Raw genomic sequence first — 26,635 nt, 5'->3', positions numbered from 1 at the left:
GTCCAGGGAGTTTCCGTCGGTTACCAGCCGGTAGAGCGACGGAAACTCCCTGGACTACCCCCGGCCGGTTCAGCTCAGCCGGCCCAGAAGCTCAACCACACCGTCGCCGTCCAGGTCCGCCGCCACCTCGAGCCGCCGGCGGTTGTGTACGTCCGGATCGAACCGCGCCCCGATCATGCTGCGCGGCCAGCCCGGGAGCGAGAGCCGCGACGCCGCGCCGAGGTGAGCCACGACCTCCTCCACGTCCCACTCGCCGCACAGGGTCGTGGATCGCCACTGGTCGGGCGAGAGCGACCGCAGATCGGCGGCCAGGGCGTCCCGCTCACGCAGCTGGATCGTCGAGAGCTTCGTCATGCGGACACTCTGACAGGTCCGGGCCGCGTGAGGCGGGACGACTTCGTCTAGGCACGGTCGGCGCGGTCCCGCTTGGCTCGTTCCTCGAGCGCGATGTCCAGGAGAGTCCGGGCGCGGGCGTCGAAGCCGTGGTCGCGGTGGATGCGGGCGGCCTCCGCGCGGATGTGCTCGTCGGTGCCGAAGACGACCGACGGGTCGGGCATCGAGGACCACTTCACCAGGTCCTCGGGGGTCTCGTAGACCTGCACCGTGTCGCCGAAGACGTCGCGGAGGCCGACGACGTCGTCGGAGATGACCCGGGCACCGGACGCGACGGCGTCGAAGAGCCGGTTGGAGATGAAGCCGTAGTCGCGCATGTCGGCCCAGTGATCGTTGAGCACGACCCCGGCGGCCCGGTATTCGGCGCCGAGCCGGGTGTTGGACATGTGCTGGGCCTTGACGTAGTGGCGAGGGATGTAGGGCTCCCAGCCGTGGCCGTAGACCGACAGCGGCAGCCCCGCTTCGACGGCGTCGTGGATGATCGGGCGCTCGACGTCACGGGAGGTGCCGACGAAGAGCACCGCGTGACCGGAGTCGGGCAGCGCCCGGTCCGGGTTGAACAGCTCGGGGTCGGTGGCCTGCAGCAGCGGGTCGATGCGGATCCCCCACCGGGCCGACATCTGCTCGGCCCATCGCGGGCCTGCCGCCAGCAGCCGGTCGAACCCGGCCGCCTCGGCGCGGGTGACCGCGTCGGGGTGGGAGATCACCCAGCCGATGTTGATCCGGCAGTCGGGCGCGGGGAAGTAGCGCGAGAGCCCGCGCAGGGTGACCACGACGTCGTCGTCGAGCGAGCTCGGCCGCTCCCACTCGTAGTGGTGGTCGACGACCGCCGACTGACCGAGCTTGCGCAGCGACCGGGCCAGCGCGCGGGCGAAGTGGGTGTCGCCCCACCGCTCCCCCTCGGGGGCGCCGGGCGCGGAGATCTTGATCGACCACCGCAGCTGCGGGACGCCCTCCACCACCGACGCCCGGGGCAGGGGAGCGAGGATCGGGCGGGTGGCGGCGTACGTCTTCGCCGGACCGGTCGGCTCCCCGGCCATCGCGCGGCCGACGACCTGGTAGCCGCAGGCCGCCCAGGCGGCCACGTCGTCGCGGGGCTCGGTGCGCCCGACCCAGCGGTCGAGGTAGATCAGCCGGTTGCGCGGGGCGCGGGCGAAGCGGCCCTTCGACTTGGACTCGTGGTGGACGACCTCCGACGACGTCACGACCCGGAACGACCCCGGCCGCAGCTCCGCGAGCCGGTGGCACAGGTCGACGTCCTCCATGCCGTTGGTGAAGATCGGGTCGAACCCCTGCAGCGCGACGACGTCGCGGTAGCGCATCACCAGGGCCGCGCCGGTCAGCGCCGCGAACGGGTGGCCCTCGAGCCCGGCGGCGTCCTCGGGCGGGTACTCGGCGAGCATGTTGTAGGGCAGTCCGCCGTAGGGCGGGAAGACGACTCCGGCCGACTGCACCGACCCGCTCGGGTAGAGCAGCAGCGGCTGCACCGCGAGCACCTCGGGGTCGGCGAGCGCCGCCACCAGCGGCTCCAGCCAGCCGGCCAGCGCGGTGGTGTCGTTGTTGAGGAAGACCACGGTCTCGCCGGTGACGTGCGGGATGGCGAGGTTGTTGCCGAGCGCGAAGTTGTGGTTGACGGTGCTGTGCACCACCTTGACCTCGGGGAACCGCAGCGGCAGCGAGTCGAGCACCGCCGAGACGCGGGCCGAGGAGCCGTTGTCCCAGACCACGATCTCGAGCCGCTTCTCCCCCGCACCGTGCTCCATCACGGCCTCGACGGCGCCCACGGTCAGCAGCGAGTCGTCGTAGGTCGGGATGACCACCGAGACCACGTCCGGGTCGGGCGTGCGCTCGGCGAGCGCGCTCCAGTCGACGAACGTGCGGTTGCGTACGACGTCCTCCCACGACTCCAGGTCGTAGGGGTCGAGCGGGAGCCGGTCACGGCGCGGACGCCGCGGGTTGATGCCCTGGCGACGCTCGACGCCGACCTCCGGCACGACCTCGACGACGGCCTTCGACGTCAGTCGCAGCGCGAGGTCGTAGGCCCAGCCGAAGCCGACATCGTCACGCGGCCCGCCGACCTCGGCCAGCAGCGGCGCGGCGATCAGCAGTCGCGAGAGCAGGACACGCATCAGGGTGCCGGGGACGTCGGGCCCCGGCGTGGCCGGAGGTACGTCGACAGCGAACCGCTGCTCCGGCTGCCACGGCCGCTCCAGCACGTCGGCGACCAGCGGCCTCCCGGCCGCTTCGGCCACCGAGACCAGCCGCGCGAGACGACCGGGCTTCCAGACCTCTCCCCCGACGACGTACGCGACGAAGTCGCCACTCACCTGCGCGAACGCGGCAGCGACGCCGGGCTCTCCGCGGTCGGGATCGCCGGGTACGACACGGGCTCCGGGGACGATGTCGGCGACCGCCTCGGCGACCAGGGGGGTCAGGCCGCGGTCGATGACGATGACGTCGGTGCTCACCCCGCGCTGCGCGGCGACGCTGTCCAGGGTCGCCCGGGCGAGCTCGTCGGAGGCACCCAGGTCGACGATGACGCTGACGGTGCCGACCGGCGCACGACCGGCCGGACCGGCGGCTCGATCGATCGCGGGCCGCCAGGTCTGCGGGCCGCCCTGCCGGGCCTGCCACTCCGCGCGCCGGTCGCGGATCCAGTCGCGCAGATCCGGGAACCGGCCGTCGACCTGCACGAGCCAGTCGTTGGCGCGCCGTCCGTTGCGGGCTCCGCGGTCGACGTAGTGGCCGATCGCGCCGCCGTAGAAGTTCTCGGTCTTGCGACGCTCGGTGTAGCCGTCGGTGTCGAAGAGCGGGTGGGTCGGCTGCAGCCACAGCTCGGCGCGCAGCCAGTAGAGGAACGGGTCCTGGTCGCCCATCTGCTTGCGCAGGCGCGGGGTCAGCCGCGCGACGAAGAACTCCGGGTCGAAGAGCGGGCTGGGCTGTGCCAGCTGCTTGCTGCGGTCCTGCTCCAGGTAGTGACGTGCGGCCCGCTTGCGGTCGAGGCGCTGACCGACCTGCTCGGCGTACCACTCGTGGTCGAACAGCGGGCAGTCGACGAGCAGGCGCACGTCGTCGGCCCGGCTGTAGAGAGGCGAGTCGTTGTAGACCTTGCGGGCCAGGTCTCGCCCCCTGCGCAGGCCGCCACGTGCGATGCGCTTCAACTCTTCGTCCACTAAAGGTCCCCCAAGACGCTCTAGATCGTGCTTCGGCAGTGGGTCAGACTGTCACAGTGCCGGGTGGCGTTGAACGCCGCCACGCACGTTCACCCAACTGTCAAGGTCAATTCTGTCGCCACAGCGGCATGACCGCCTCCCGGATCTCGTCCGGCATCGGCGTCACCGGGCGTGACGGGTCGGTGTTGTCGACGTAGACGTGCACGAACCTGCCCTCGGCCGCGGCCTCCTCGCCCGGCCCCTGGAAGAGCCCGATCCGGTAGATCACCGACGAGGTCCCGACCTTGTCGACGACGAGCCCGGCCTCGACCGGCTCCGGGAACCCGATCTCGCGCAGGTAGCGGCACGACGTCTCCGCGACGATCCCGATCTTCGGCAGCTTCCGCACGTTCACGCCGGTCGCCTCGAACAGGTAGGCGTTGACCGCGGTGTCGAAGTATTCGTAGTAGGTCGCGTTGTTGAGGTGACCGTAGGCGTCGTCGTCGCGCCAGCGGGTCGTGATCGTGCGCCAGTGCACGTAGTCGGCGCGGGTCGGGGCCTTGCGGTCAGGAGTGCTCATCGCCGCTGATCTTAGATCCTAGAGCTCGTCCTCGACCGCCCGGACCAGATAGGGCGCCAGCGTCATCGAGAAGGTCGCGGTGATGTGGCTCCGGTCGCGATAGGCCTGCACGTGGCCGACCACCAGGGGACACCGGTCCTCGTCGCAGTAGGCCGCAGAGAGGTCTACCAGGGAAGCGCCCGGCCCTGCCAGGCGAACCGCCTCGGCGAGCGGGTCTGAGGTGGCGTACGCCTCCTGGCGGGTCATCTCGCACGCGGCGGCGTCTGCGAGCGTCTCGATCTCGTCGAGGCAGGTCGCCGCCTCGGGGGTGAGATACGGGTTGTCGGCGAGCGCGACGATCTTCGTGCCCCGCTCGATGATCGGCTTCCAGGCCTGGGCGAGCAGGTCGGCGGCCGGGTCCGGCTCGCCGGCCGCGAGGTTCGGATTGCGGCGTTGGGTGACCAGCACGACGTCGTACGCCTCCTGGTCGAGGTGCTCGATCAGCGCCTCGCGGTAGGCGCGGCGCGGGTCACCCGCGGTGGCCGGGAGAAGCCCTCCGCCGTTGGCGACCAGCGTGTCGACCGACCATCCTGAGCTCTCGGCGACCCGGGTCAGACCGGGGATCAGCGAAGCGCCGTGGGAGTCACCGACCAGGGCGACCCGGAGCGCATCCGGGTCGTCGGAGCCGAGGTGGCAGACCTCGGGGCGGGCGTCGGCGGCATACGTCTCGATCTCGGGGAGATAGCACCGGTAGGCCCGGCCGGTGTCGTCCTTGCGGGCGATCGGCGCAGGGAGAAGTACGCCGTCGAGCTCCGGGTTGCGGCACCCCTCCATCAGGGCGGCGGCGCCGAAGCACTCGGTGTCTCCCGATGCGAGCGCCTCAGCCTGACCGCGACTCTCCTCGACCAGGTTGCGTCCATGCAGGATCCCGGGGACCGCGGCTGCGACGACCAGGGCCGCTCCGAGCACCCCGAAGAGGAAGGCCCGCGGGGTGGTCCCCAGCATCGGTCCGGTGCGGAACGGCGTCTCCACGTATCGGTAGGTCAGGGCCGCGAGGCCGATGGTGACCAGGAGGATCAGCGGCTCGCGGAGCCAGGTGCCGAGCACGGGGCCGGTCTCGGGGAGCACGACCACGAGCGGCCAGTGCCACAGATAGAGCGAGTAGGAGACCGTCCCGATCCACTGCACGACCGGATGGCCGACGACCCGAAGCCCGAGGCCACCGGGCGCGCCCGCCCAGATGACCAGCGCGGTGCCGACGACCGGCAGCAGCGCCACCCAGCCCGGGAACGGCAGCGAGTCGTTGAAGAGCAGCAGCGCGCCGAGCACCCCGAGCCAGCCGGCCACCGCTGCGTACGGCGCCCAGCGCCCGGGCACGCGCTCGAGGGAGAGCGGCAGCACAGCGATGAGACCGCCGGCGGCGAACTCCCAGGCGCGCGCGTAGGTGACGAAGTAGGAGTCGGCGCCTTTCGTCGCGGTGACATAGACCGAGGCCGCGAAGCTGACCACGAAGACGGCGAGGAAGACCGCCCGGATCGCCGTCAGCCGCACCTTCGGCCGTCGCCGGGTCAGGAGCGCAACCGCGACGATCAGCAGCGGCCAGATGAAGTAGAACTGCTCCTCGACCGAGAGCGACCAGTAGTGCTGCGCTGGCGAGGGCGGGTCCTCGGCGGCGAGATAGTCGACCGCCGCCCAGGACAGCTGCCAGTTCTCCACATAGAACGCGGCCGCGACCGCCTCCCGCAGGAACTGCTGCCACAGGGCCTCCGGCACCAGGACGTACGTCGCCCCGGTGCTGCACATCAGCACCAGCAGCGCCGCGGGGAGCAGCCGCCGGATCCGGCGGGCCCAGAACGCGCCCAGCCGCACCCCGCCGGGCTTGGCGGCCTCGCGCACCAGGTGGGAGGTGATCAGGAATCCCGAGATGACGAAGAAGACGTCGACGCCTGCGTAGCCGCCCCGGATAGCCCCCGGCCACAGGTGGAAGAGGACGACGCCGAGCACCGCCGCCGTACGCAGCGCCTGGATCTCCAGCCGCTTGTCCCGGACGGCCGCTGAGCCGGTCTGCTCGGTCGTGGTCGGCGCGACGGCGACCGCGGTCACCGGCGCACCTTGCGGACGATCCGGCCCGCCACCCGGCGGGCCCTGCGTACGCCGCGCTCACCGAAGCTCAGCGGGATCTCGATCCCGTGCTGCGGGCGGCCGTCGAGCGGGACGATCTGCGCCCGGTCGCCGATCCGCTCTCCGATGACGTCCTCGTGGATGACGACCGGTCCGTCGAACTCGCCCAGCGCGTCGCGGCCCTCGAACCGCACCCGCCAGCGACCTCCCGAGAGCGCGGCGGTCGGCAGTGCGACCTCGAGACTGCCGGAGGCGAGCTCGGCGGCGTCGTAGTCCAGCGTGCGGCGCCGGCGGTCGTGGAGAAACACGACGCGGAGCCTATCGGGCACGACCATCGCGTGGGCCAGGTGCAGGTGCGCGCGGCCGTCGACGAGCGAGAGCGAGGTGGCGGTGACCGGGTCGGTGGCGCCGGAGACCACCTGGCGCAGCAGCTCAGGGCCCTCCTCGAGGGCGGCCACGATCCGGCCGAGCCGCCAGCCCGGCGCCTCACCCTCCTCGCCGTCCCCGCCAGCCGCAACGGCCTCGGCGACCGCGGTGAACAGGTCGCGGTGCTTGAGCACCAGGTCGGCGAGGTCGTCCCCGACCAGCGTCTCGTCGCCCAGGGAGATCGTCGCGACGGCGTTGATCAGCGGCCGCTGGAGCGTACGCAGCGGCACCACGCCGCTGTCGGCGACGAGCCTCAAGGTCTCCAGGAGGTCGGCGACCGTGCGGTCGGCCCAGCGGACGTCGTCGCCGATCAACCGGGCGGCAGTCGCCCACTGGCCCGAGGAGACCAGCCGCCAGCCCCACCGCTTGTCCCGCTCCAGGCCGTCGATCAGGCCGTCGAGCAGGCCGTCGATCAGACCGTCGACGCCGGCGTCGTCGAAGAGTGCGATCAGCTCGGCGATCAGGATCCGCGCCGGCTCGAGCGCCGCCGGGTCGATCACGGCCATCCCGCGCAGCGCCCGGACGATCGCCATCCAGCCATCGGCGTCGAAGATCAGCGAGGCGTACTCGGCGCGCACCCGCGGGTCGCCGAGCTCGATGATCCGGCGGGCGCAGCGCAGCTCCTGCTCGAGGTAGCTGATGATCCCCGCCGGTGAGTGGGACTTCGCGGTCATCGAACCAGGCCCGGGCCGGTCACGGTAGACGTAGACCGTCTCGGTCACGATGTCGAAGCGGGCCGTGGTCAGCGCATGCACCATCGGCTCGATGTCGTTGGAGCGCGAAGCGTCGGGGAACTCGATCCGGGCGGAGTCCCAGAAGTCGCGCCGGAAGACCCGGTTCCAGCACGCCCGGTTGCGCAGCGCGGACGGCGCGTCGGCCAACCTCACCAGGGTGCGCTCCTCGTCGAAGGCCGGCCATGCGCGCACCGGCCACCAGACCCGGTCGCTGAACAGCTTGAAGAACCGGCCGACCACCATGTCGGAGCCGGTCTCCCGCGTCTTGCGCAGCATCGCGGCGTACGCCCCGCGGGGCACCAGGTCGTCGCCGTCTGCGAACGCGAGGAACCGGCCCCGCGCCAGCGAGACGCCGTGGTTGCGGGCCTGTCCCCCGCCCTTGCCGGGTGAGCGGACCACCGTCAGGCGCGGGTCGCGGGCTGCGTACGCCTCGGCGATCTCGACCGTGTCGTCGGTCGAGGCGTCGTCGACCAGGATGACCTCCAGGTCGACCGGGTCGTCAGGAGACGACTGGTCCTCGAGGATCGAGGAGAGCAGCTCGCCGACCCACAGGCCGACGTTGTGCGTCGGGACGACGACAGAGAGCTCGGGTGTGGTCATCGGGCTGCAGCCTCCAGATCGCCGGCCAGCCCGTCGAGCAGCCGCAGGTAGTCGCGCGACATGTCATAGGGCGTGTACGCACGGGTGAACTCATGCGCGGCCCGGTGCCGCGACTCCTGCCCGTCGAGGGCCTCCAGGATCGCCGCCGCCAGGGCCACCGGCTCGTCGGGCTCAGGCGCGTAGGTCACCACCCACGGCTGGTCGGCGAACTGCCGCGCGACCGGGGTGTCCTCGGGGATGAGGGCGGTGCGGCCGAAGGTGCCGGCGGCGAGCAGAGAGCCGGAGTTGAGGATCCGCCGGTAGGGCAGCGCGACCACGTCACTGGCCCGCAGCCAGTCGGAGAAGTCGGCGGTCTCGACGAACCCGAGCCGCTTGACGATGTGCGGCGCGGAGAGCATCTCCGCGACCGTCTCCTCGTCGGTCGCGGGCACCACCTTGCCGGCCACGACGAAGGTGAGGTCGGGCACCTGCTCGGCGGCGATCTCGACCGCCCGGCACAGCACGTCGAGGCCCTTGTAGGCCCGGATCTGACCGATGAACCCGACCGTCGGAACGCCCTGCGGGACCCCGATCCGTTCGCGCGAGGCGGCGTCGTCGCCGCCGTCGGGATAGACGCCGAGGTAGGACGAGTGCGGCAGGTCGACGACCTTGTCGGGCGGTAGCGGGTAGTAGGCCGCGGTCTCCTCGATGGTCGCCGGGTTGAGCTGGATGATCCGGGTCGCGTAGCTCGCCAGGGTCTTGGCCACGGCGAGCTCGACGTCGACGTAGTCGGCCTCGTGGGCGATCGAGTTGTGCACCGTCCACAGCAGGTCGGCACCCCGGTCACGCAGACCGCTCAGGACGTCCTCGAACCGGGCGGCGTTGGCCCACGCCTCCTCGACACTCTCGCAGCCGCTGGTGACCGGCGAGGTCCAGTGGACGTGGAGCACGTCGCCCCGGCCCAGGTGGGCCGCGCGGGCCTCGAGCCGGTGCAGCCCCTGCACTCCCTCCACCACGTCCCAGCCCGCGGCGCGCGGTGCCACGGTGAGCATCGTGAGGTACGGATTGCTCCGGTAGTAGGGAAACGACAGCAGGGTCGAAGGCATGTGGGGGTCCTCGAAGTTCTCAACCGTGACGATCCCCCGAACGTCGAGACGATGTCTCGCCGGTGCCCCGGCCCGGCCGGCGACCGGAGGATTCTAGGCAGGCCAAAGACCCCACTTTGACCACTCGGACGGCTTCCCCGCATGCCTTCATCACGGGTTCATCGATGGTTCACCCAGCCCCCGCCGCCAGGTCACGCAACGGCCCGATGACGGCCGCTGGCGACCTCCGTCAGGCCGGCTGGGCGTCGCGCAGCCGCTGCGAGATGACGGTAGTGACGCCGTCGCCTCGCATCGTCACTCCGTAGAGGGCGTCGCCGACCTCCATGGTGCGCTTCTGGTGGGTGATCACCATCAGCTGCGAGTTCTCGCGCAGCTCCTCGTAGATCTCCAGGAGCCGGCCGAGGTTGGTGTCGTCGAGCGCTGCCTCGACCTCGTCGAGGATGTAGAAGGGGCTGGGCCGCGCCTTGAAGAGGGAGACCAGGAAGGCCACCGCGACGAGCGAACGCTCGCCACCGGAGAGCAGCGAGAGCCGCTTGACCTTCTTGCCCGGAGGCCTCGCCTCGACCTCGATGCCGGTGGTGAGCATGTTCTCCGGGTCGGTGAGCACGAGCTTGCCCTCGCCACCGGGGAAGAGCCGCGCGAAGACGTGGTCGAAGGCGACGCGTACGTCCTCCCAGGCCTCGGTGAAGACCTGCTCGACGCGGTTGTCGACCTCCTTGACGATGTCGAGGAGGTCCTTGCGGGTCTGCTTGAGGTCCTCGAGCTGCTCGGTGAGGAACTTGTGGCGCTCCTCCATCGCGGCGAACTCCTCCAGGGCGAGGGGGTTGACCTTGCCCAGGGCGCGCAGGTTCTTCTCGGCGATCTTGAGCCGCTTGGCCTGCTCGGCGCGGACGTAGGGGATCGGCTCGCGCTCGTTGCCGTCCTCGTCGGGGTGCTGCGGGACCAGCTGGTCGGGACCGTAGTCCTTCACGATCGCCTCGGCGTCGAGGCCGAGCTCCTCGAGGATCCGCTCCTCGAGCTGTTCGATACGCATCCGCTGCTGGGCCCGGGCCATCTCGTCACGGTGGACGGAGTTGACCAGCTCCTCGAGCTCCTTGCCGAGGTTGCGCAGCAGCGAGCGACACTCGCGCAACGCCTGTTCGCGCTCGGCACGGGACTCCTCGATCTCGGTGCGCGCCCTGGCCGCCTGCTGCACGGAGACCTCCAGCCGGTCCAGGGCGTACGCCACGGCGGTCCCGACCGCGCGCGCCGCCTCGCCCTCGCGGCGCATCTGCTCACGACGGGCGGCCGCCTTGGCGCGCTGCTCTCGCTCCTGCCGGGCAGCACGGAGCAGCCCGTCGGCACGGCCGGCCAGCGCGCGGGCGCGCTCCTCGGACGTACGCAGCGCCAGCCGCGCGTCCATCTCGCGCTGTCGCGCGTTGCGGGCCGCCTCCGCCAGCTCGTCGCGGGCGCTCAGGTCCGGCTCGTCCTCCGGCTCCTCCTCGGCCATCGCGAGGCGCTCCTCGAGCTCGGCAAGGCCGGCGACGGCGTTCTCGCGGGCCTCCTGGGCCTGCTCGACGGCGGCCAGCAGCCGCTCAGCCTCGCCGCGCGCGGCGCGCGACTGGGCGCCGAACTGGCCGAGCTCCTCGGCGACGGCGGCCAGGGTGGCGTCGGACTCGTGCAGCTTGGCGAGCGCGACGTCGACCCGCTTCTGCGCGGCCAGCCGCTCGGCCTCCAGCTTGGAGGTCTCGAAGGTGGCCCGCTCAGAGACCGCGTGGGCCTCGGCGAGCTGGGCGGCGGCCTCGTCGACCGCTGCCTGCACCTCGATCAGGCTGGGCACGCTGGAGGAGCCACCGGCCGCGAAGTGGGCGCCGATCAGGTCGCCCTCCCGGGTCACCGCGGTGATCTGGGGCTCCGCCGCCACGAGCGCCTGGGCCGCGGCGAGGTCCTCCACCACGGCCACCTTGTCGAGCAGCCGGGCCACCGCGGGCCGCAGCACGGCCTGACACTCCACCACGTCCAGCGCGTACGCAGCGCCCGCAGGCAGCGCCGGCCAGCCGCCGGTCTCTTCGGGCGAGCCGCCCAGGAGCAGCCCGGCGCGGCCGAGGTCCTCGGCCTTGAGATGCTCGATCGCCCCGATGGCCTCCTCGGAGGAGGAGACGACGACCGCGTCCGACGCGGTGCCGAGCGCGGCGGCCACCGCCGCCTCGTAGCCGGAGCGCACCGCCAGCAGCGACGCGACCGATCCGAGCACACCCGGGAGGTCCGAGCCGAGCAGCGCACCGGCGCCGTCCTTGCGGTTGAGCCCCATCTCCAACGCGTCCTTACGAGCGGCCAGCGTGGAGCGGTCACGATCTGCCTGCTGGGCCTCGGCCCGCAGCTTGGCCAGCCGCTCCTCGATGTCCTCGAGCGCGGCGGCAGCGGCCTCGTGCTCGGCGTCGAGGCCCTCCTCCCCCGCGTCCAGGCCGGCGACCTTGGTCTCCAGGGCGGTGAAGTCCCGCTGGGCCCGCTCCGCGCGCGCCAGCGCCTCCTCACGGGCAGCCGTCAGCCGCCCGACCTCGTCGTCGGCGGCAGCGGCCCGCGACTTGAGCGCGTTGACCTGGCCGGCCAGCCGCGCCAGCCCCTCGCGACGATCGGCGGCGGCACGCTCGAGCCCCTTGACCCGGCGCTCCTCCTCGGCCGCAGCGTCCTCTGCCTCCTTGCGGGCCTCGACCGCCTCCTCGAGGGAGTAGCGGAGCTCCTCGACCTCGGCGTCGGCGGCCTCCTCCTGCTCGCGTGCCACCTCGGCCTGCGCCTCGAGCTCCTCGGGGTCACGCCCCTGGCGCACCTCGAGGTCTTCGGAGCCGGCCGCGTTGCGGACCCGCTCGGAGGCCAGCGACTGGGTGCCCCGCAGCCGCTCTCGCAGCGAGTTCAACGCGAACCAGGTCTCCTGCGCGGCGGCCAGCGCCGGCAGGTCCTCGCGCAACGCGGCCTCGAGCACGGCCTCCTGCTCACGCCCCTCCGCGATGGTCTCCTCGACCTCGGCGCGGCGGGCCAGCAGCGCGCCCTCGTCGGCGAGCTCCTTGTCGAGCTCGGTTTTCGCGGTGACCAGATCGTCGGCGTAGATGCGGGCCTTGGCGTCGCGTACGTCCATCTGCACCGTCTGCGCCTGCCGGGCGACCTCCGCCTGGCGGCCGAGCGGCTTGAGCTGGCGGCGGATCTCGACGAGCAGGTCCTGGAGCCGGTCCAGGTTGACCTGCGTGGAGTCGAGCTTGCGCAGCGCCTTCTCCTTGCGCTTGCGGTGCTTGAGCACACCGGCGGCCTCCTCGATGAAGCCGCGGCGGTCCTCGGGGGTCGCGCGCAGGATCGTGTCGAGCTGGCCCTGTCCGACGATGACGTGCATCTCGCGGCCGATGCCGGAGTCCGACAAGAGATCCTGGACGTCCAGGAGCCGGCACGGACTGCCGTTGATCGCGTACTCCGAGCCGCCGTTGCGGAACATCGTGCGCGAGATGGTGACCTCGGCGTACTCGATCGGCAGCGCGCCGTCGGTGTTGTCGATCGTCAGCGACACCTCGGCCCGGCCCAGCGGGGCGCGCCCCGCCGTGCCGGCGAAGATGACGTCCTCCATCTTGCCGCCGCGCAGGCTCTTCGCGCCCTGCTCGCCCATGACCCAGGCGAGCGCGTCGACGACGTTGGACTTGCCCGAGCCGTTGGGGCCGACGATGCAGGTGATGCCCGGTTCGAGCTCGAGCGTCGTGGCGGAGGCGAACGACTTGAAACCCTTCAGCGTCAGACGCTTGAGGTACATCGACTTCTCCCCCGGCTCAGGACCACGTGGTCGTACACAGTTCGCAACACATCAGCGTGGCTGAGGTGAGCCAGCAAATCTAATCGTCGCTGCTCAGGGGAACCCCAGCGGGTCGAGGATAACCCGCCGGGCGCCGCGATCTCGGGACCTCAGAGCCCCAGTGTCTGCTTCACCCCTGCCCGCAGCTCCCGCAGGTGGGCGTCCGCGGCCGTACGCAGGCCGGCGACCGCCTCGGGGTCCGGGACGACCCGGTCGGCGAACCGCTGGGCCAGGTCGTCGGCGTCGAAGGCGGAGACGTTGGCGTCCAGGCCGATGCGCTTCATGAAGTTGCGGTTCTTGTTGGTCGCGATCATCACGATCGACGGCACCCCGTACATCGTCGCCACCACCGAGCCGTGGAACTTCATGCTCGCGAACGCGGTGCATTCCCCGATCGCCCGGGTCAGCTCGTCGAGCTCCTCGGTGTAGACGACCTCCTTGCCCGGGATGTCGAGATCGTCGGCGTTGGCCACGTCGCGACGGCCGACGTCCATCGTGCCGAGGATGAGGTGGCGTACGCGCCAGCCCTCCGCGATCGCCTTGCCGGCCATCTCCTCGATGCGCGAGTAGTCGTCGGGCTCGTCCAGGTTGGGACGGTAGCGGGTGACCACGCCGAGGATCGGCGCACCCTCGGGCTTCGTCGCCTCGGGGAGGTCCAGCGAGCAGACCATGTCGGGGGCGACCTTGATGTCCAGGTCGGCAGAGATGTTGGCGAGGATCCAGTCGGCGGTCTGCTGGTCGCGTACGCCGATGAACTTCACGTTGGGATGCTCGAGGAACTTCTTGTGCTTCTCGATGATGTGCGGCTTGATCTCGGTGTTGCGGTAGATCGGCACGCCGATGCCGACGACGAAGACGGGCTTGGCCAGCATCTTGTGGTTGAAGTAGCGCGGGTCGACCTGCCACGGCTGCAGGATGTCGCCGCCACCGATGAGGATGGCGTCGACCTCGTCGACGATCTCGGTCAGCGGCCGGTCGTAGTAGGGCTTGGTCATGTTGTCGGCGAGCACCCGCAGCTCGAACTCCTCGCCGAAGTACTGCTCGTAGACCGACAGGAACAGCTCGTCGCCGTAGTTGCCGGCGCCGAAGAACCCGGCGAGACCGATGACCGGCTTGCGACCGCGTCGATCGCGGCGGGCCAGCGCGGCCCTGATCTGCTGCTTGAGCGGGTCGGGCAGGCGGCGAGCCGCGGACCGGAGGACCGGGTGATGGCGCAACGAGGACAACGAGGGCTCCTGTGGGGGATCACGAGACGGGCCGCCGGCGGCGGCGAACCGCGCGAGCGTAGCCGCGTCGGATGACTGCGGGTGCCCGTCAACCGATCCGCAGATGAACAACCGATGACAGGAGCGGTTCGCCAGGGCGAACCGCTTCCTTGGAGCAAGAGGACACCGCCAACCTCAGCGCAACCCCCCGCGGGTATCCTTCGACGCAACACGGGCAGCATTTGGCCGCCCCATGCGTTTTGCGAGGAGCCACCGTGGCGCGCGTCCCCACACGTCTCACCCTGTCGAAAGCCCTTGCTGCGGGCGGTCTGGGACTCAGCCTTGCCACCACGGCGCTGGCCCTCCTGGGCCTGGAGCAGGTCGCCCTGGCGGCGCTCGGACTCGCCGTCGCCGGGTTCGGTAGCTCCACCTTGCTGGTGACCAGGGCCTGGGGCCGCGCCAACACCGAGGTCAACGGTTCCATCAACCACCAGACACTGGCGACCGCAGCCCGGGTCGAGCTGACCGAGCGCCGCGTCCTCGCCGCGATCGACGCCGCTCGTTTCGAAGCCGCCAAGCGAGCGCAGACCGACCAGGTCTGAGGATCAGCCGGTCAGCGCGACGTCTCCACCGCAGATCTCGTCGAACCAGGCCCAGAGCGCGGCCTCGGGTTGCTCGACGCTCGGCACCGTCGCGATCTGGGAGACCTGGCGCGCACTGGTCATCGCGACCACGAGGTCTTCAGGGGCGAGGTAGCTGTTGGCCGGCACCTCGATCCTGCTCCCCGCCGGGACATGCACGACCGCGCCGGCGCCGGCGGCCTCGGCCGCCAGGCGCTGGACGACCGTCTGCTGGCTCTGCGTGATGACCACATGCTCGGCCGTGGCGAACATGACCGAGTCGGTGGTCTGACCGACGTCGAAGATGACCGGCAGCGTCTGACCCTCGAGGCTGTTCAGGATCCAGGCGCGCACGTACGGCACTCCGCGCATGCGTACGTCGAACCCCGAGCCGACGAGGAAGCTCGCGACCTCCACGGCACGGTCGAGCTCGACCTTGCTCGGCACCGTCGACAGCGAGACGACGACGCTGCCCCGGCCAGGCCGGAGCCGTGGCGCCTGACGGGGAGCGAACGCGGCCGGGAACGGCGTGCGGGTGACCCGCCCGAGTGACTCCGGCCCGGACCCGCCGTCTCGCACGCTCCACCGGGGGTCGGCACCGAAGGCTGTGCGAACGACCGACTCGACATACCCGCGGTCGTACGTCAGGAACGGCGCCCCGTCGACGTACTCGTCCCGGTCAGTGATGATCACGGCCGTCTCGGCACGGATGCCGGTCTCGAGACGCGGCGTGAAGGAAAGGGTCGTCGGGTCGATGCATACGACCGTCTTGGCGACCAGGCTGTCGTCCCAGCTCGCGCTGTCGACGGCGCCCTTCGCGATCAGATCCTGCACCGGGCCGATGTAGCGGTCGGAGCGGAACCGTTCGAAGTTCAGGGACTCGACGTGGACAAGGGCGATGCGCGGGGCGGCGGCCCGCGGGGTGGCAAGGCGAGAGATCCAGTCGGCCGCCTCACGTTGACGCGGACCGTCCTGCCGCCAGTCGCCGAGGACGACCAGGTCGTACTCCGGCGAGGAGTCCGGTGCCAGCTGGAAGCGCCTGGCCGCAGGGAACGCTCGCCGGTCGCGCCCGAGGAAGGGCGAGGCGCCGTGCCGGATCTCGTCGTGCCAGGCCAGCAGGGCCGACCGATAGACCATCCGCGCCGGGTGTCGCCATCCTCGGCGGAACTCGTCGCGAGACAGGCTGCCGGCGCTCATCCGCATGAACTGCAGGGGTTCGTCGAGGTCGATCACGGTCCCGTCGCCGAACGCCGCCTCGATGCGGAAGTGGAACTCGGTGTCAGCCGCCTTCCGGACCGGGTCGAAGGAGCCGAGGAGCGGCCAGACCTGGTCCTTGCGGAACATCAGGGTCGGCGCGACCGCCTGCCGGGCGACGTTCTGCCGCCGTGAGACGACCAGATCGTCGGAGAGCTTCAGCGCCATCGTGCGGACAGCCACGATCGACCGCTGTGACTCCAGCGCGGCGACCTCGCGCTCGATGCGCTCCGGGTGCGCCCAGTCGTCGGAGTCCTGGAACGTGACGTAGACGCCGGTGGCCTCGTCGATGGCGCGGTTGCGGGCGACGTACGTGCCTCCGTTCTGCTCCTGGGTGATCACCCGGACCCGCGGGTCCAGGGCGGTCACCTCTTCATAGATGGCCGCGAAGCCGTCCCCGGAGGCGTCGTCGATCACCAGGATCTCGAGGTCTCGCCAGGTCTGGGCGACGATGGAGCGAACCGAGACCAGGAGCTCCGGCCCTGGCTGGAACGAGCTGATGACGACCGTGACCCGCGGCCCTGCGACAGTCCCGGGCTCGACGGCCGCAGCGAGACGGTCGAACAGCCGGGCCCCGTCCACCGCCGGTTCGAGGGTGAGCGGAGCGAGTCCGGACATGATGGTGTCGTTGATCAGTTCGAGCCACGTCGCTTCGGTCGACATCGGTCGCACGACCGGGTTCACGAGGTCGATGGCCACGTGCTCGCGGGCATCGGCCTCGAGCCGAAGGTGAGGCGCGATAGCGGCGAAGTCGTCGCCACGACCGCGCTCGACCAGCAGGTGACAGAGGAGCTCCCCCTCATGACGCTCCAACAGCTGCGGGTCGCGCTTGGCGATCGCCAGCAGCGTCTCGAGCGCACCGTCCAGCTCGTCATCGCTCTTGGGCGCGACCCCGACAGAGTGCGCGAGGGCCGCAGCCCACCGCCAAGCACGGGGACCTTCGGCCCGATGAGCGTAGATCCTCATCAGCTCCTGGACGGCGAGCGAGTCCATCCGCTTGGCGACCCGCCCCACGGTGGACGCCGCAACCCAGGTGCGGTCGAGCTCCGCCGCGATCCGAACCAGATCTGGCCGGCTCTGCCCGCGGGGTCCACGCATGACCGGCAGCTGTCCTAGGTCACCTACAACGGGGCGTGATGCCATCTGGTCTCAGGTCTTTCTCGTCAACATCGTCTCCGCTAGGAGCGAGCCCCCGCTCGAAGGCGAGTCACTTGCCTGAGATCAAGATCGCCACATCCAGCCGTACTTTTGCAGGCGGGAGCATAGCACCAGGTAGCCTGCTTCCGCCCCATCATTGGAGCGGCCCCCACAGCCCCTGGATCGGACGGAATCGCCCCGGTGACCCTGACCACCACTCCCACGTCACCGCAGGCGACGTCACGCCCCGCGCCTCGTCACACCGACGGCATGCGCCTCGACATCGAGGGTCTCCGCGCCATCGCGATCGGCACCGTGTTGCTGTACCACGCGGGCCTTCCGGTGCCCGGCGGCTTCATCGGGGTGGACGTCTTCTTCGTCATCTCCGGGTTCCTGATCACGGGCCTGCTGGTGCGAGAGGTCGAGCGGGACCGGCGGGTGTCCCTGCCACGCTTCTACGCCCGCCGCGCCAGGCGACTGCTTCCCGCCTCCGCGCTTGTCCTGGCGGCGACCGCACTCATCACCTGGGCCACAGCGCCCGTGGTCGCCTGGCGCACGTTCGGCGGCGACCTCGTCTCCGCTGCCCTGTACGTCGTCAACTGGCGACTCGCGGACCGCTCGGTCGACTACCTCGCCGAGGGCACGGGGGCCTCGCCCGTCCAGCACTTCTGGTCGCTGGCCGTCGAGGAGCAGTTCTACATCGTGTGGCCACTCCTTCTCGTCGCCGTCGCTTGGGCCGTACGCCGCAACGGCTGGCGGGTGCGGGCGACGATGGCCATCGGTCTGGCTGTCATCGTGGTGCCGTCGCTGGCCTGTTCGGTTTACCTGACCGAGGCGAGCTCCGGCCCGGCATACTTCGTGACCACGACCCGGCTGTGGGAGCTGGGCATCGGCGCCTTCGTCGCAGTCGGCGCCGCGGTGTGGCCACGGATCCCGGCAGCGCTCGCGGCCGCCTTGGGCTGGATCGGTCTCGCGATGATCGCCGGCGGCGCCGTCCTGTTCGACGCCACGTTCACCTGGCCCGGGGCGTGGGCGCTGGTTCCCACCCTCGGCACGGCTCTGGTCCTCGTCTCCGGCTCCGTGCGCACCCAGTCACCGCAGCGCCTGCTGTCGTACAGACCTGCGGTCTGGGTCGGCTCACTGTCCTACTCCATCTACCTGTGGCACTGGCCGATCCTGATCGGCTTCGAGAACCTCTTCGGCGCCCCCACGACGGCTGAGGGTCTGATGCTGGTCGTGGCGACGTTGATCCCCGCATGGCTCTCGCTGAAGCTGCTGGAGGATCCGGTCCGCTTCTCGAGGTCCTTGGTCGCATCGACCCGTCGCACTCTCACCTTGGGGGCAGCACTGACCGTGGTCGGCGTGGTGGCCGGGCTCGTGCTGATGCTGGCCGTGCCCCGTGTCGACACCGACGCCCCAGCCTTGGGCGCGGCCGCCTTGACCGTCTCCGAGGACGGCACGCTGCGCGGCGTCGAGGACATCGACTCGGCCGCTGGGATCAGCCCCGCCCCGGCCGCGGCCACCAAGGACGTACCCGACGCCTACGACCGCGGATGCCAGGTCGATCACGAGGGCACGGCTCCGAAGCTGTGCGAGTACGGCGATCCGGAGGGCTCGCGCACCGTCGTCCTGGCCGGTGATTCCAAAGCCGTGCAGTGGATCAGCGCCCTCGACAGGATCGCGACCCGAAAGGGGTGGCGCCTGGTGACGATGACGAAGTCGTCATGCGGTCTCTACGATGCCGATCGCAGCGAGAACGGCGTTTTGTACCGTGAGTGCCGAGCGCACAACCGCGCTGTGGTCGACGAGCTGGCAACCCTCTCCCCCGACCTGCTCATCGTCTCCCAACGCCACGACACCGCTCGCGATCCACAGAGCGGGGAGAACACCCGCGAAGCGATGGTCCAGGGTCTGGTGAACGTCTGGCGGCCGCTGGTCGAGTCGGGCACCGAGGTTGTCGCCCTGCTCGACAACCCGACACCTGTCGGCCCTGACGATGCCTCCTTCGAGGTCTACGAGTGCGTCGCCGAGCACACCGGCGACCTCCGTGACTGCGGCTTCTCCCGCCAGGCCGCCATCGCCGACAGCGGCGCCGGCGCGCTGACCGACGCCGCAGCCGAGGTGCCCGGGGTCGGCATCGTCGACCTGACCGACGCCCTGTGCAACGACACCACGTGTCCGCCGGTCATCGGCAACACCCTCGTCTACCGCCAGGGCTCCCACCTGACCGACACCTACGTCCGCTCGCTCACCGAGATCCTCGAGCAACGGCTCACCAGCCAGCTCGGCTGGTGAGCCGCGATCATGACGCGGTAGCTCGAACGCCGATACCTCTCGAAGCGAGAGTCGCGGCGAACTGATCGGCCATGTCGGCCGGAAGCAGCCTGGATGCCGTCGCTCGCGCCGCTGCCCGGGCCTCCTCGGCGGCGTCCTCGTCCTCGATCAGTTCTCGTACGGCGCGTTCCAACGTGGATCTCAGCGACGCGTCGTCCTGAGGGTCGAAGAGTCGCACGTGGGAGACCTCCGCACTGCTGATCGCACCTGTCCGGGGAGCGACCACGGGAAGATCGAACGTCTGTGCCAGCAGAAAGGCGCCCGAGTTGAGCACCTGGTGGTACGGCAGGACAGCTAGGTCAGCGGCTCGCATCCAGACCTGGAGTTGGTCGTCGGGGACGAAGTCGAACCTGCTGATGATCTGCGAGGAGTCCTTACAGCGGGCTCTGAGCTTTTCGACGCCGGGCAGGCGGCCGGGCTTCCCCGCGATCAGCAGACGAAGGGACGGATCGCTCGCGGCCATCTGTTCGAAGATGTCGACCAGACGCGAAAGGCCCTTGTACGGCCGAATGCCGCCGAGGGCGACCAAGACCTTCTCGTGCGGCGTGATCCCAAGCCGCCTGCGGGCTTCCGATCGACCGATCCAGTCGGGGTACTGGCCGAGGTAGCTGGAGTGCTCGATGACAGCGACCTTGCCGGGGTCGACCGTGAAGAGACCGTCGGCTGCTTCCAACGTCTCCTCAGCCAGCACATGGATCAGATCGGCATGCTCGCTGAGCAGCTCGGCGATGGCCAGCTCCGCAGATCGATACTTGCCGTCGTGCGGGAGGAGGTTGTGGATCGTCCAGATCAGGGTTCCACCAGCTGCCTTGAAGGCCAGCAAGGCGTCGGTGAACTTCTGCAGCACAAGCTCGGCCGCATAAGGGCCTTGTGCCCATTGCAAGATGGGCGCCGTCCAGTGCACATGGACCGTTCCTGGGACCGTTGCCTCTGCGCGCGTGCGCAGGTGTGAGACGAGGTCCCGAACCGGCAGCGAAAAGGCATCAACCGATGCCAGGCTGCCGTAGAGCATGTCCTGGTACGGGTTGGTCGACCGGTAGTCGGGGAACAGATGGATCGCATGCCGCGCGACGCCCCGCAGCACACCGTCAACGCGCTTCGCGTCGAGCAGCTTCTCCAGGGAAGCCGCCCTGGCGTGCCACGAGTGCTGCTCGTGGACCTGGCGACGCAGGTGCGCGGCAGCCGCGGCGAGCGCCGTCGGATCTGCTCGCAGATCTGCGAGCAGCGCGGCGAGCTCCTCCGCATCCCGGTACACGGGAACCCCATCGATGCCGGCTTTCGTCGCTCCGAGGGCGCCGTTGGAGACGACAAGCGCCCCACAGGCTGCGGCCTCGAACAAGCGGCTGTTGGCCGTGCCGTACCCGATCGTGCTGGGTTCCATGTCGTCGATCACGATTCCGGCCCGCTGGTATGCCGCCGGAATGGCGAAGTACGAGATCGAACCCTGGTGCCAGCGTTTGAGTTCGTCGGGCGCGTTCTTGGCCATGCCGAACATCACCACGTCCGCGTCGTCCGGCAGACCCATGAGTGCGCGGTGGACGTCCCGGACCGAACCCCAGAAGTTCGCCGTCGTCACCGCAGCAGAGGTGCGAGCCGACTCGTCATCAGGTGGGCAGAAGAGGTCGACGTCCACGCCGATAGGCAGTACGCCTTCCGCGTGCGGGGCCGCCCGTCGCAGCCGGTTCAGCGCGAGGTCGGACGAAGCGATCACCTGGTCATAGGCTGCAAGGTGGTCGCCGGACGCCCACGTCTCGGTCTTGTTGCGAACCCACGCCACCTTCCAAGCATCCTTCGCCAGCGAGGGGTCGAAGGTCGGCAGAAGCCCGACGACGATGTCGCTCGGCTCCATGCAATGCCACCGATCACGGGGGACGATCCGCACGCCGAAGCCGCGATCGATCATCGCCAGAGCAAGGCCCACGGCCACGAAGAGGTCACCGCGGCCCTCGTCCAGATCGTCGGTGTACACGCAGAACGTGATGGTCTCGCGGCGCCCATCCGCGAACACGCCGTCGATGACCTGCTGATAGATCGCGCGACGCTGCAGGTTCTCCGGCAGCTCTGTCATGACAGATGCCGCACCCGCGAGCTCAGTCATGCCCACCACCTGCCTTGGCACGCCGCACGACCTTCACTACCTTCGCCGCAGCACGGACTCCACGGGAGTTCTCGAAGGTGTCGCGGAGTCGCTCCAGCTCTTCGTCCTGCCTCGCGATGCGCAGACGCAGGCGCTTGATCGTCTCTCGTGCCTGGCGAAGCGAGTCTCGCGCCTCCTGCCTCTCGCGCTTGACCTTCTGAAGCACCTCTTTCAGATCACGTGCCCGCCCTTGCACCCGCGACATCTCCGCGGCACCCCGCTTGAGATCGGCACGCGTCGCCTGGCGCTCGTCCTGCAGGATCGCGCGCAGGCGATCCAGTTCCTTCCGTAGGCGCTCGTTCTCGGCTCTCAGGGCTTGGTGGTCCGCACTCGTTCCGGGTGCCGCGGCCTCTGCCGCTGCCAGCTGCCGGCTCCATGCCTCACGCTCTTCGCGCCAGGCTCTGCGTTCCTCAGCAAACCGATTCCGCTCAGCGGCGATCCTGTTCGCGGCGTTGTCAGGGCGCGCCAGCACGACGAACTGGTAGGTCTCGGACTCCGGATTCCGTGCGGACAGCTCTCTCCGGACCGGCTCGGAGATCGTCATCGCGTGTACTGCACTACCCGTCTGTTCAAGGCTGCGGCGGGTCCGCTCGACCCGGTCGACGACGAACCCAGCGGCTTCGAGCAACGTCGTGAGGTTGTGAAGGGTGAACCACCGCACGTGAGTCTCGTCGAGGATGCCGGTCTTGGTGTAGTCGAACTCACCCACCAACAGCTCGGACACGACCGAGACATGGGACGCGTTCGGCACCGACACGACGAGGAGACCATCCTCCCGCAGCAGAACCTTGTCGCGTATCGCGGCGAGGATCGTCAGAGGCTGGCGCAGATGCTCGAGGACGTCGGCCAGGATGATCACGTCGAAGCTCTGGCCGACGAGCTCATCGGCCCAGGATCCGCTCTCGAGATCGGCATGAATCGCCCGCAGGCCGGTGCCGTCGAGCGAGGCCAGGGCGTCCTCGTCGTTGTCGAGGCAGGTGGCCTCTCGGCCCTGGCTCACGAGGTACCTCGACACAATCGCTGGCCCGGCGCCGATGTCGAGTACGTCCTTGCCGCCGAGCATGGCGAATCGTGCGATGCTCGCCGCGGTGTTGTTCTGCGCCTCGGGATCGAACTCGTAGTCGTACTTCAGGTTGTTCATCTCCGTCACGCTCTCTGCATCTCGAAGTCGGTCACTTCCGGACGCTCGCCGACGACACGGCTACGTCCGTCGGCCTTGGCCATGGCCACGATCTCGTCGAAGCCGGCCAACAGCTCCGGCGCACGGACACGTACGCGCTCACGCCAAGGCGACAGGAACTTCTCGTCCAGGTGCTTGAGTGCCAGCTCCCCGTCGATCCCGAGGCAGTCCTCCGCGAAGAGGAACCTGTTCCTTGTCATGTAGTAGAGGTAGTACGGCTGAGGAAGCGTTCCGCTAGATCGTTTGTGGTGCACCATGGTCGCCGTTCCGTCGACCATCGTGCGCCACCCTGCTCGCTGGGCACGGATGCACCAGTCCGTCTCCTCGTAATAGAGGAAGTAGTGCTCCGGAATGGTGCCGATGTCTTCGATGAGCGCCCTCCGTACGAGCATGGAGGCTCCCGTGACGTAGTCGACGTCCCGCGACTCTTCCTTCACGTCCTTCGACCTGCGCCCGAGGTTGCGGTGGCTGGTCACTCCCAGCTCGCGATCGACGATGCCGCCGTCGAACCAGATCTTTCCAGGCGGATCGGAGAACTCGAGTCGCGGGCCGACGATCCCGCAGTCCGGCACTCGGTCGAGGTGGGCTTTCAGCTTCGGGAGGGTGTCAGGCGCGACGACCGTGTCAGGGTTGAGGATCCAGATCAGGTCGACCCCGCGATCGAGCAAAAGGTCGATCGCCAGGTTGTTACCAGCGGCGTAGCCGAGATTCCCGCCTGACGCGATGGTCTGGCCGCGTCCGCCGACGGCCTCTCGAAGTCGCACCGTCTCGTCGTTCTCAGCGGCGTTGTCGACCACGATGAGGTCCAGGTCGAGGTCACCCGACAGGCTCAGGGAATCCACACACGCGATGGTGTCTTGGACACTTTTGTAGTTCAGCACCACGACCCCCGTGCGAGGCCTATACATCCGCAGCTCCCCGAAGAGCGGTTGCGACCGCGGCAGGCCGGCGCCGGTGATGCGGCATCGCCTCTACGGCGTCGCCGTCGTCAGTCAGATCATGGGTAGAAGCGTGCGGAGAAGGCCCGCGACGGGGTTCGTGCTGTGACGTCATCGATTCTTACTTCGGCGTGAACAGGTGGGGGACGAGGCCGAGTCCTCCGACGAACGATGTCTCTGCCCGAGATGGTCAAGCCGAATGCCGGAACCGAACGTCGGCAAAGACTACCCCGAACACCCGTCCGCGCCGGAATTTTTCCCTTAAATGCCGAACCCGACCCTGCAACTGCAGAGCCGGGTTCACCCTGAGCGAGAAATGGCTCTCGCCCGTGGTGTTGCAGAGTGCCCGCAGGTCAGGCGGGCTGCATCTCCTGCATCGAGGTGTCGAGGTCCGCGGTGTGTGCCGCGACCAGAGCGTCGTTCTCCGTCTTCAGAGAAAGAACGAGATCCTCGAGCTCACGCACACGCGCACGAAGCCGAGCATTCTCGGCCGTGAGGTGGGCGGGAGTCCGCAGGTCGCTGCTCATGTAACCGATCAGCGCCTTCGCCATGAATACGTTTCCTTCGTTGGAATCACTAGAAGTTCCCGCGATACCGGGCCGTCTACAAGAGTGACACCGTTATCGACAAGCGTCAACGTCGCGCGTCCAAAGCTGGGACCTCCGACCATGCGATGCCCGGATTTGCAGCGAAACTTGAGTGCGTCGCGCTCAACTTCATCCCGGGATCAACCGCGACGACGGCGCTCACGCAGCTGCATGAGCTCCTTCTTCTCCTTGCTGGTCAGCGAGTCGGCGCCCTGGGCGTGGATCTTGTCGAGGAGCTCGTCCATCCGCTGCTCGTCCTTCGAGACGGTCGAGGACTCCCACGGGCCGGTGACCACCGTCGGGCCGGACTTGCGCTTCTTCGCCTTGGCGGGCTTGGCCGCCTTGGGCTGTCCGGAGCCGGCGACCTGCGGGATCCAGGCGAACCGGTCGAGCAGGCCGAACTGGCGCGCGACGAACGCGTTGACGGCGAGGCCGACGACGAAGACGAGCAGCATCACCCAGCTGCGGTAGCCGAGGTACTGGATCAGCTGGATGCCGACCAGGATCACACCGAAGAGCCAGGCCGGGATGTTGAACATGAACATCCGGTCGGGCCACTGCGCGATCCACAGCAGCACCACCATCATCTCCAGCATGCCGAGACCGGCGAGGAGGTAGCTGGGGTCGAGCACCGAGCCGAAGAAGACCGTCAGCACCGAGAGCACTGCGGTGAACGCCACCAGCAGCCAGGCGAACCGGACCCGACCGAGCTCGTTGCGCTCGAGGTCGGAGCCGAAGTACCAGAAGAAGAAGATCGCCAGTACGTCGAAGATGCTGAACTGCGGATAGGCGAACGGCCAGGTCATCAGCGTCCACAGCTTGAGCTCAGCGAGGTTGGGCTGGATCAGCGCCAGTCCACCGAGCACACCTTCGCCGCCCAACGCGGCGAAGAGCACCAAGCCGACGATGCTCGCGAAGACCACGAGCCACGTTGTGGTCACCCCCAAAGAACCGATGTGGAACCAAGGCTCGTGGGGGTAACGACCGCCTGGGGTCAACCGGAAACGTTCTCGCACGGGGCCGAGCCTATCCACGCATTGGTTGCCACGTCAGCAGGGCACTCCCACCGAGTTCTCGATCGCACGCAGTTCGGCGGGCAACGTCGCATCCTCACGCCACGGATGCTGCCGGAACGCCCGGCTCGCGCCATACCTGTCGATCATCGCGACCAGCGCGGCGAGGTCCTCGGCCCGGTCCTGCGCGACCAGCCACCCCATCAGCCGCTGAGCAGGCGGAACGGTCGTGGACTCGAACGGCACGCCGGCCTCGTACCAGAACTCCAGGACCGCGCCGCGCAGCAGCTCCCAGTAACGGCCCGGCTCCTCGGTGTCGGGGTGGACCGCCGCACGGAAGTGCTCCCACATGTCGATCGGCAGGATCTCGGCGAGCAGCGTCTCGATGAGCCTCGCCGACCCGGCCGCACGGACCAGCTCGAGCGTCTGGCGCTTGGTGGTGATCCGCTCGACGAGGTTGGCGATCTGCGCACGCTTCTGGGTCGCCGAGGACCTGTCGGCGCGGACCTGCCAGTCGTAGACGATCTCGGTGAGGACATCGAAGGAGTCGGCGGCGAGGAAGACCTGGGTGAGCGCGACCTGGTCCTGGTAGCGGGTGCGCTCGGGGAAGGCGATCGCGTTCTTGGTCCAGAAGGTCCGCCGGAAGACCTTGTTCCACACGAAGATGTCGGCGAGCATCAGCGGCGCGTCCTCGATCCGGCACCGGAGCCGCTCCTCCGCGTGGTTGCGACGCATCAGCGGCGTCGTGAACCTCCGCTCCACCCCATTCTCGACGCTGACCCGCTCCGCAGCCCCCACCGCGAAGTCCGAGCCCGTACGCCGCAGCGACCGGATCATCGCCGACCACGCGTCCGGCGGAAGGATGTCGTCGGGGTCGACGAACGTCAGCAGCTCGCCGGTGGCCGCGTCGATCCCGGTGTGACGGGCCCGCGACACCCCCGAGTTCGGCTGGGTGATGAGGGTGACGCTTGGTTCCTCGGCGGCGATCCGCCGCAGGATCTGCGCCGAACCGTCGGTCGAGCCGTCGTCGACGACGATCACCTCGAGCCTCGAGATCTCGTCCCGCGGCTGGTCGAGGACGCTGCGCAGGCTCTTCTCGACGTACTCCGCGACGTTGTAGACCGGGACGACCACGCTGAGGGTAGGCCTGATGCGCAGCAGCCCTCGCACCCAGCGGGCACCTGTCACCGTCGAAGGTCCTTTCCGGCCGGTCCCATGCCGAAGGTGTCGCTGTCTCCGCGCAGGTGCATGAGGCCCAGATCCTGCTGGCGCTTCGTGGGCGCTTGATCGGATTCGGCGATTTTTTTTTTATCAAAATGTTGTCTTTGTAGTTATTTTTAAGTTTAGTTGTC

Annotated in this window: 17 protein-coding genes; 2 read left to right on the top strand and 15 right to left on the bottom strand. The window is 69.3% G+C overall.

The genetic code is table 11. From position 1 onward, the window contains the following. Positions 1-69: 69 nt before the first annotated feature. The 8 genes from ACFVJS_RS07185 to ACFVJS_RS07150 all read right to left on the bottom strand — a co-directional run bounded on the left by ACFVJS_RS07185 (position 70) and on the right by ACFVJS_RS07150 (position 14,104). The gene (locus ACFVJS_RS07185; RefSeq protein WP_378878238.1) at positions 70-354 is read right to left on the bottom strand and encodes a maleylpyruvate isomerase family mycothiol-dependent enzyme; all 285 of its coding nucleotides are present in this window, start codon (positions 352-354) and stop codon (positions 70-72) included. A gap of 47 nt (positions 355-401) precedes the next feature. Further along, on the bottom strand, positions 402-3,566 hold the full coding sequence (locus ACFVJS_RS07180; RefSeq protein ID WP_378878237.1) for a glycosyltransferase: 3,165 nt from the start codon (positions 3,564-3,566) through the stop codon (positions 402-404). Between the two features lie 106 nt (positions 3,567-3,672). Further along, positions 3,673-4,125, bottom strand: a complete 453-nt coding sequence (locus ACFVJS_RS07175; RefSeq protein ID WP_378878236.1) for an acyl-CoA thioesterase — start codon at positions 4,123-4,125, stop codon at positions 3,673-3,675. Positions 4,126-4,143: 18 nt separating this feature from the next. Beyond that, entirely contained in the window at positions 4,144-6,207 is a 2,064-nt protein-coding gene (locus ACFVJS_RS07170; RefSeq protein WP_378878235.1) for an acyltransferase family protein, read from the bottom strand. Next, complete coding sequence (locus ACFVJS_RS07165; protein ID WP_378878234.1) at positions 6,204-7,985, bottom strand: glycosyltransferase; 1,782 nt, start codon at positions 7,983-7,985, stop codon at positions 6,204-6,206. The genes ACFVJS_RS07170 and ACFVJS_RS07165 overlap by 4 nt, the downstream gene beginning before the upstream one ends. After that, positions 7,982-9,070 carry a glycosyltransferase gene (locus ACFVJS_RS07160; RefSeq protein ID WP_378878233.1) on the bottom strand — a complete coding sequence of 363 codons (1,089 nt, stop codon included), beginning with the start codon at positions 9,068-9,070 and terminating at the stop codon, positions 7,982-7,984. Before ACFVJS_RS07160 ends, ACFVJS_RS07165 begins: the two co-directional genes overlap by 4 nt. Positions 9,071-9,299: 229 nt before the next feature. Continuing rightward, entirely contained in the window at positions 9,300-12,839 is a 3,540-nt protein-coding gene (smc, locus tag ACFVJS_RS07155) for a chromosome segregation protein SMC (protein ID WP_378878232.1), read from the bottom strand. A gap of 149 nt (positions 12,840-12,988) precedes the next feature. After that, complete coding sequence (locus ACFVJS_RS07150) at positions 12,989-14,104, bottom strand: polysaccharide pyruvyl transferase family protein (protein ID WP_378878231.1); 1,116 nt, start codon at positions 14,102-14,104, stop codon at positions 12,989-12,991. 254 nt (positions 14,105-14,358) lie between these two features. On the opposite strand from ACFVJS_RS07150, the gene ACFVJS_RS07145 reads away from it, so the two are divergent. Then, entirely contained in the window at positions 14,359-14,685 is a 327-nt protein-coding gene (locus ACFVJS_RS07145; protein ID WP_378878230.1) for a hypothetical protein, read from the top strand. A gap of 3 nt (positions 14,686-14,688) precedes the next feature. Here the strand turns inward: ACFVJS_RS07145 and ACFVJS_RS07140 are convergent, their stop codons facing one another. Then, a complete protein-coding gene (locus ACFVJS_RS07140; RefSeq protein WP_378878229.1) occupies positions 14,689-17,055 on the bottom strand; it encodes a glycosyltransferase family 2 protein in 2,367 nt (788 codons plus the stop codon). Between the two features lie 240 nt (positions 17,056-17,295). Between ACFVJS_RS07140 and ACFVJS_RS07135 the strand changes: the two genes are divergently transcribed. Further along, on the top strand, positions 17,296-19,389 hold the full coding sequence (locus ACFVJS_RS07135; protein ID WP_378878228.1) for an acyltransferase family protein: 2,094 nt from the start codon (positions 17,296-17,298) through the stop codon (positions 19,387-19,389). Positions 19,390-19,396: 7 nt separating this feature from the next. On the opposite strand, the gene ACFVJS_RS07130 is transcribed toward ACFVJS_RS07135, so the two are convergent. From ACFVJS_RS07130 to ACFVJS_RS07105, 6 genes are all read right to left on the bottom strand, one after another. Next, positions 19,397-21,526: a glycosyltransferase gene (locus ACFVJS_RS07130; RefSeq protein WP_378878227.1), complete on the bottom strand. Its 2,130-nt coding sequence runs from the start codon at positions 21,524-21,526 to the stop codon at positions 19,397-19,399. Beyond that, the gene (locus ACFVJS_RS07125; RefSeq protein ID WP_378878226.1) at positions 21,519-22,706 is read right to left on the bottom strand and encodes a methyltransferase domain-containing protein; all 1,188 of its coding nucleotides are present in this window, start codon (positions 22,704-22,706) and stop codon (positions 21,519-21,521) included. The genes ACFVJS_RS07130 and ACFVJS_RS07125 overlap by 8 nt, the downstream gene beginning before the upstream one ends. Before the next feature lie 5 nt (positions 22,707-22,711). After that, a complete protein-coding gene (locus tag ACFVJS_RS07120) occupies positions 22,712-23,653 on the bottom strand; it encodes a glycosyltransferase family 2 protein (protein WP_378878225.1) in 942 nt (313 codons plus the stop codon). A 383-nt stretch (positions 23,654-24,036) separates the two neighbouring features. Beyond that, positions 24,037-24,234: a hypothetical protein gene (locus ACFVJS_RS07115; RefSeq protein WP_045548398.1), complete on the bottom strand. Its 198-nt coding sequence runs from the start codon at positions 24,232-24,234 to the stop codon at positions 24,037-24,039. A gap of 176 nt (positions 24,235-24,410) precedes the next feature. After that, positions 24,411-25,211, bottom strand: coding sequence for a DUF6576 domain-containing protein (locus ACFVJS_RS07110; RefSeq protein ID WP_378878224.1), 801 nt, complete (start codon positions 25,209-25,211; stop codon positions 24,411-24,413). A 108-nt stretch (positions 25,212-25,319) separates the two neighbouring features. Beyond that, entirely contained in the window at positions 25,320-26,471 is a 1,152-nt protein-coding gene (locus tag ACFVJS_RS07105; RefSeq protein WP_378878223.1) for a glycosyltransferase family 2 protein, read from the bottom strand. Positions 26,472-26,635: the final 164 nt, after the last annotated feature.

It is taken from the genome of Nocardioides sp. NPDC057772, from assembly GCF_042798075.1.
Taxonomy (GTDB): Bacteria; Actinomycetota; Actinomycetes; order Propionibacteriales; family Nocardioidaceae; genus Nocardioides.
The sequence above is the reverse complement of the archived record's forward strand: the minus strand, read 5'-3'. Positions and strand labels throughout refer to the sequence as shown.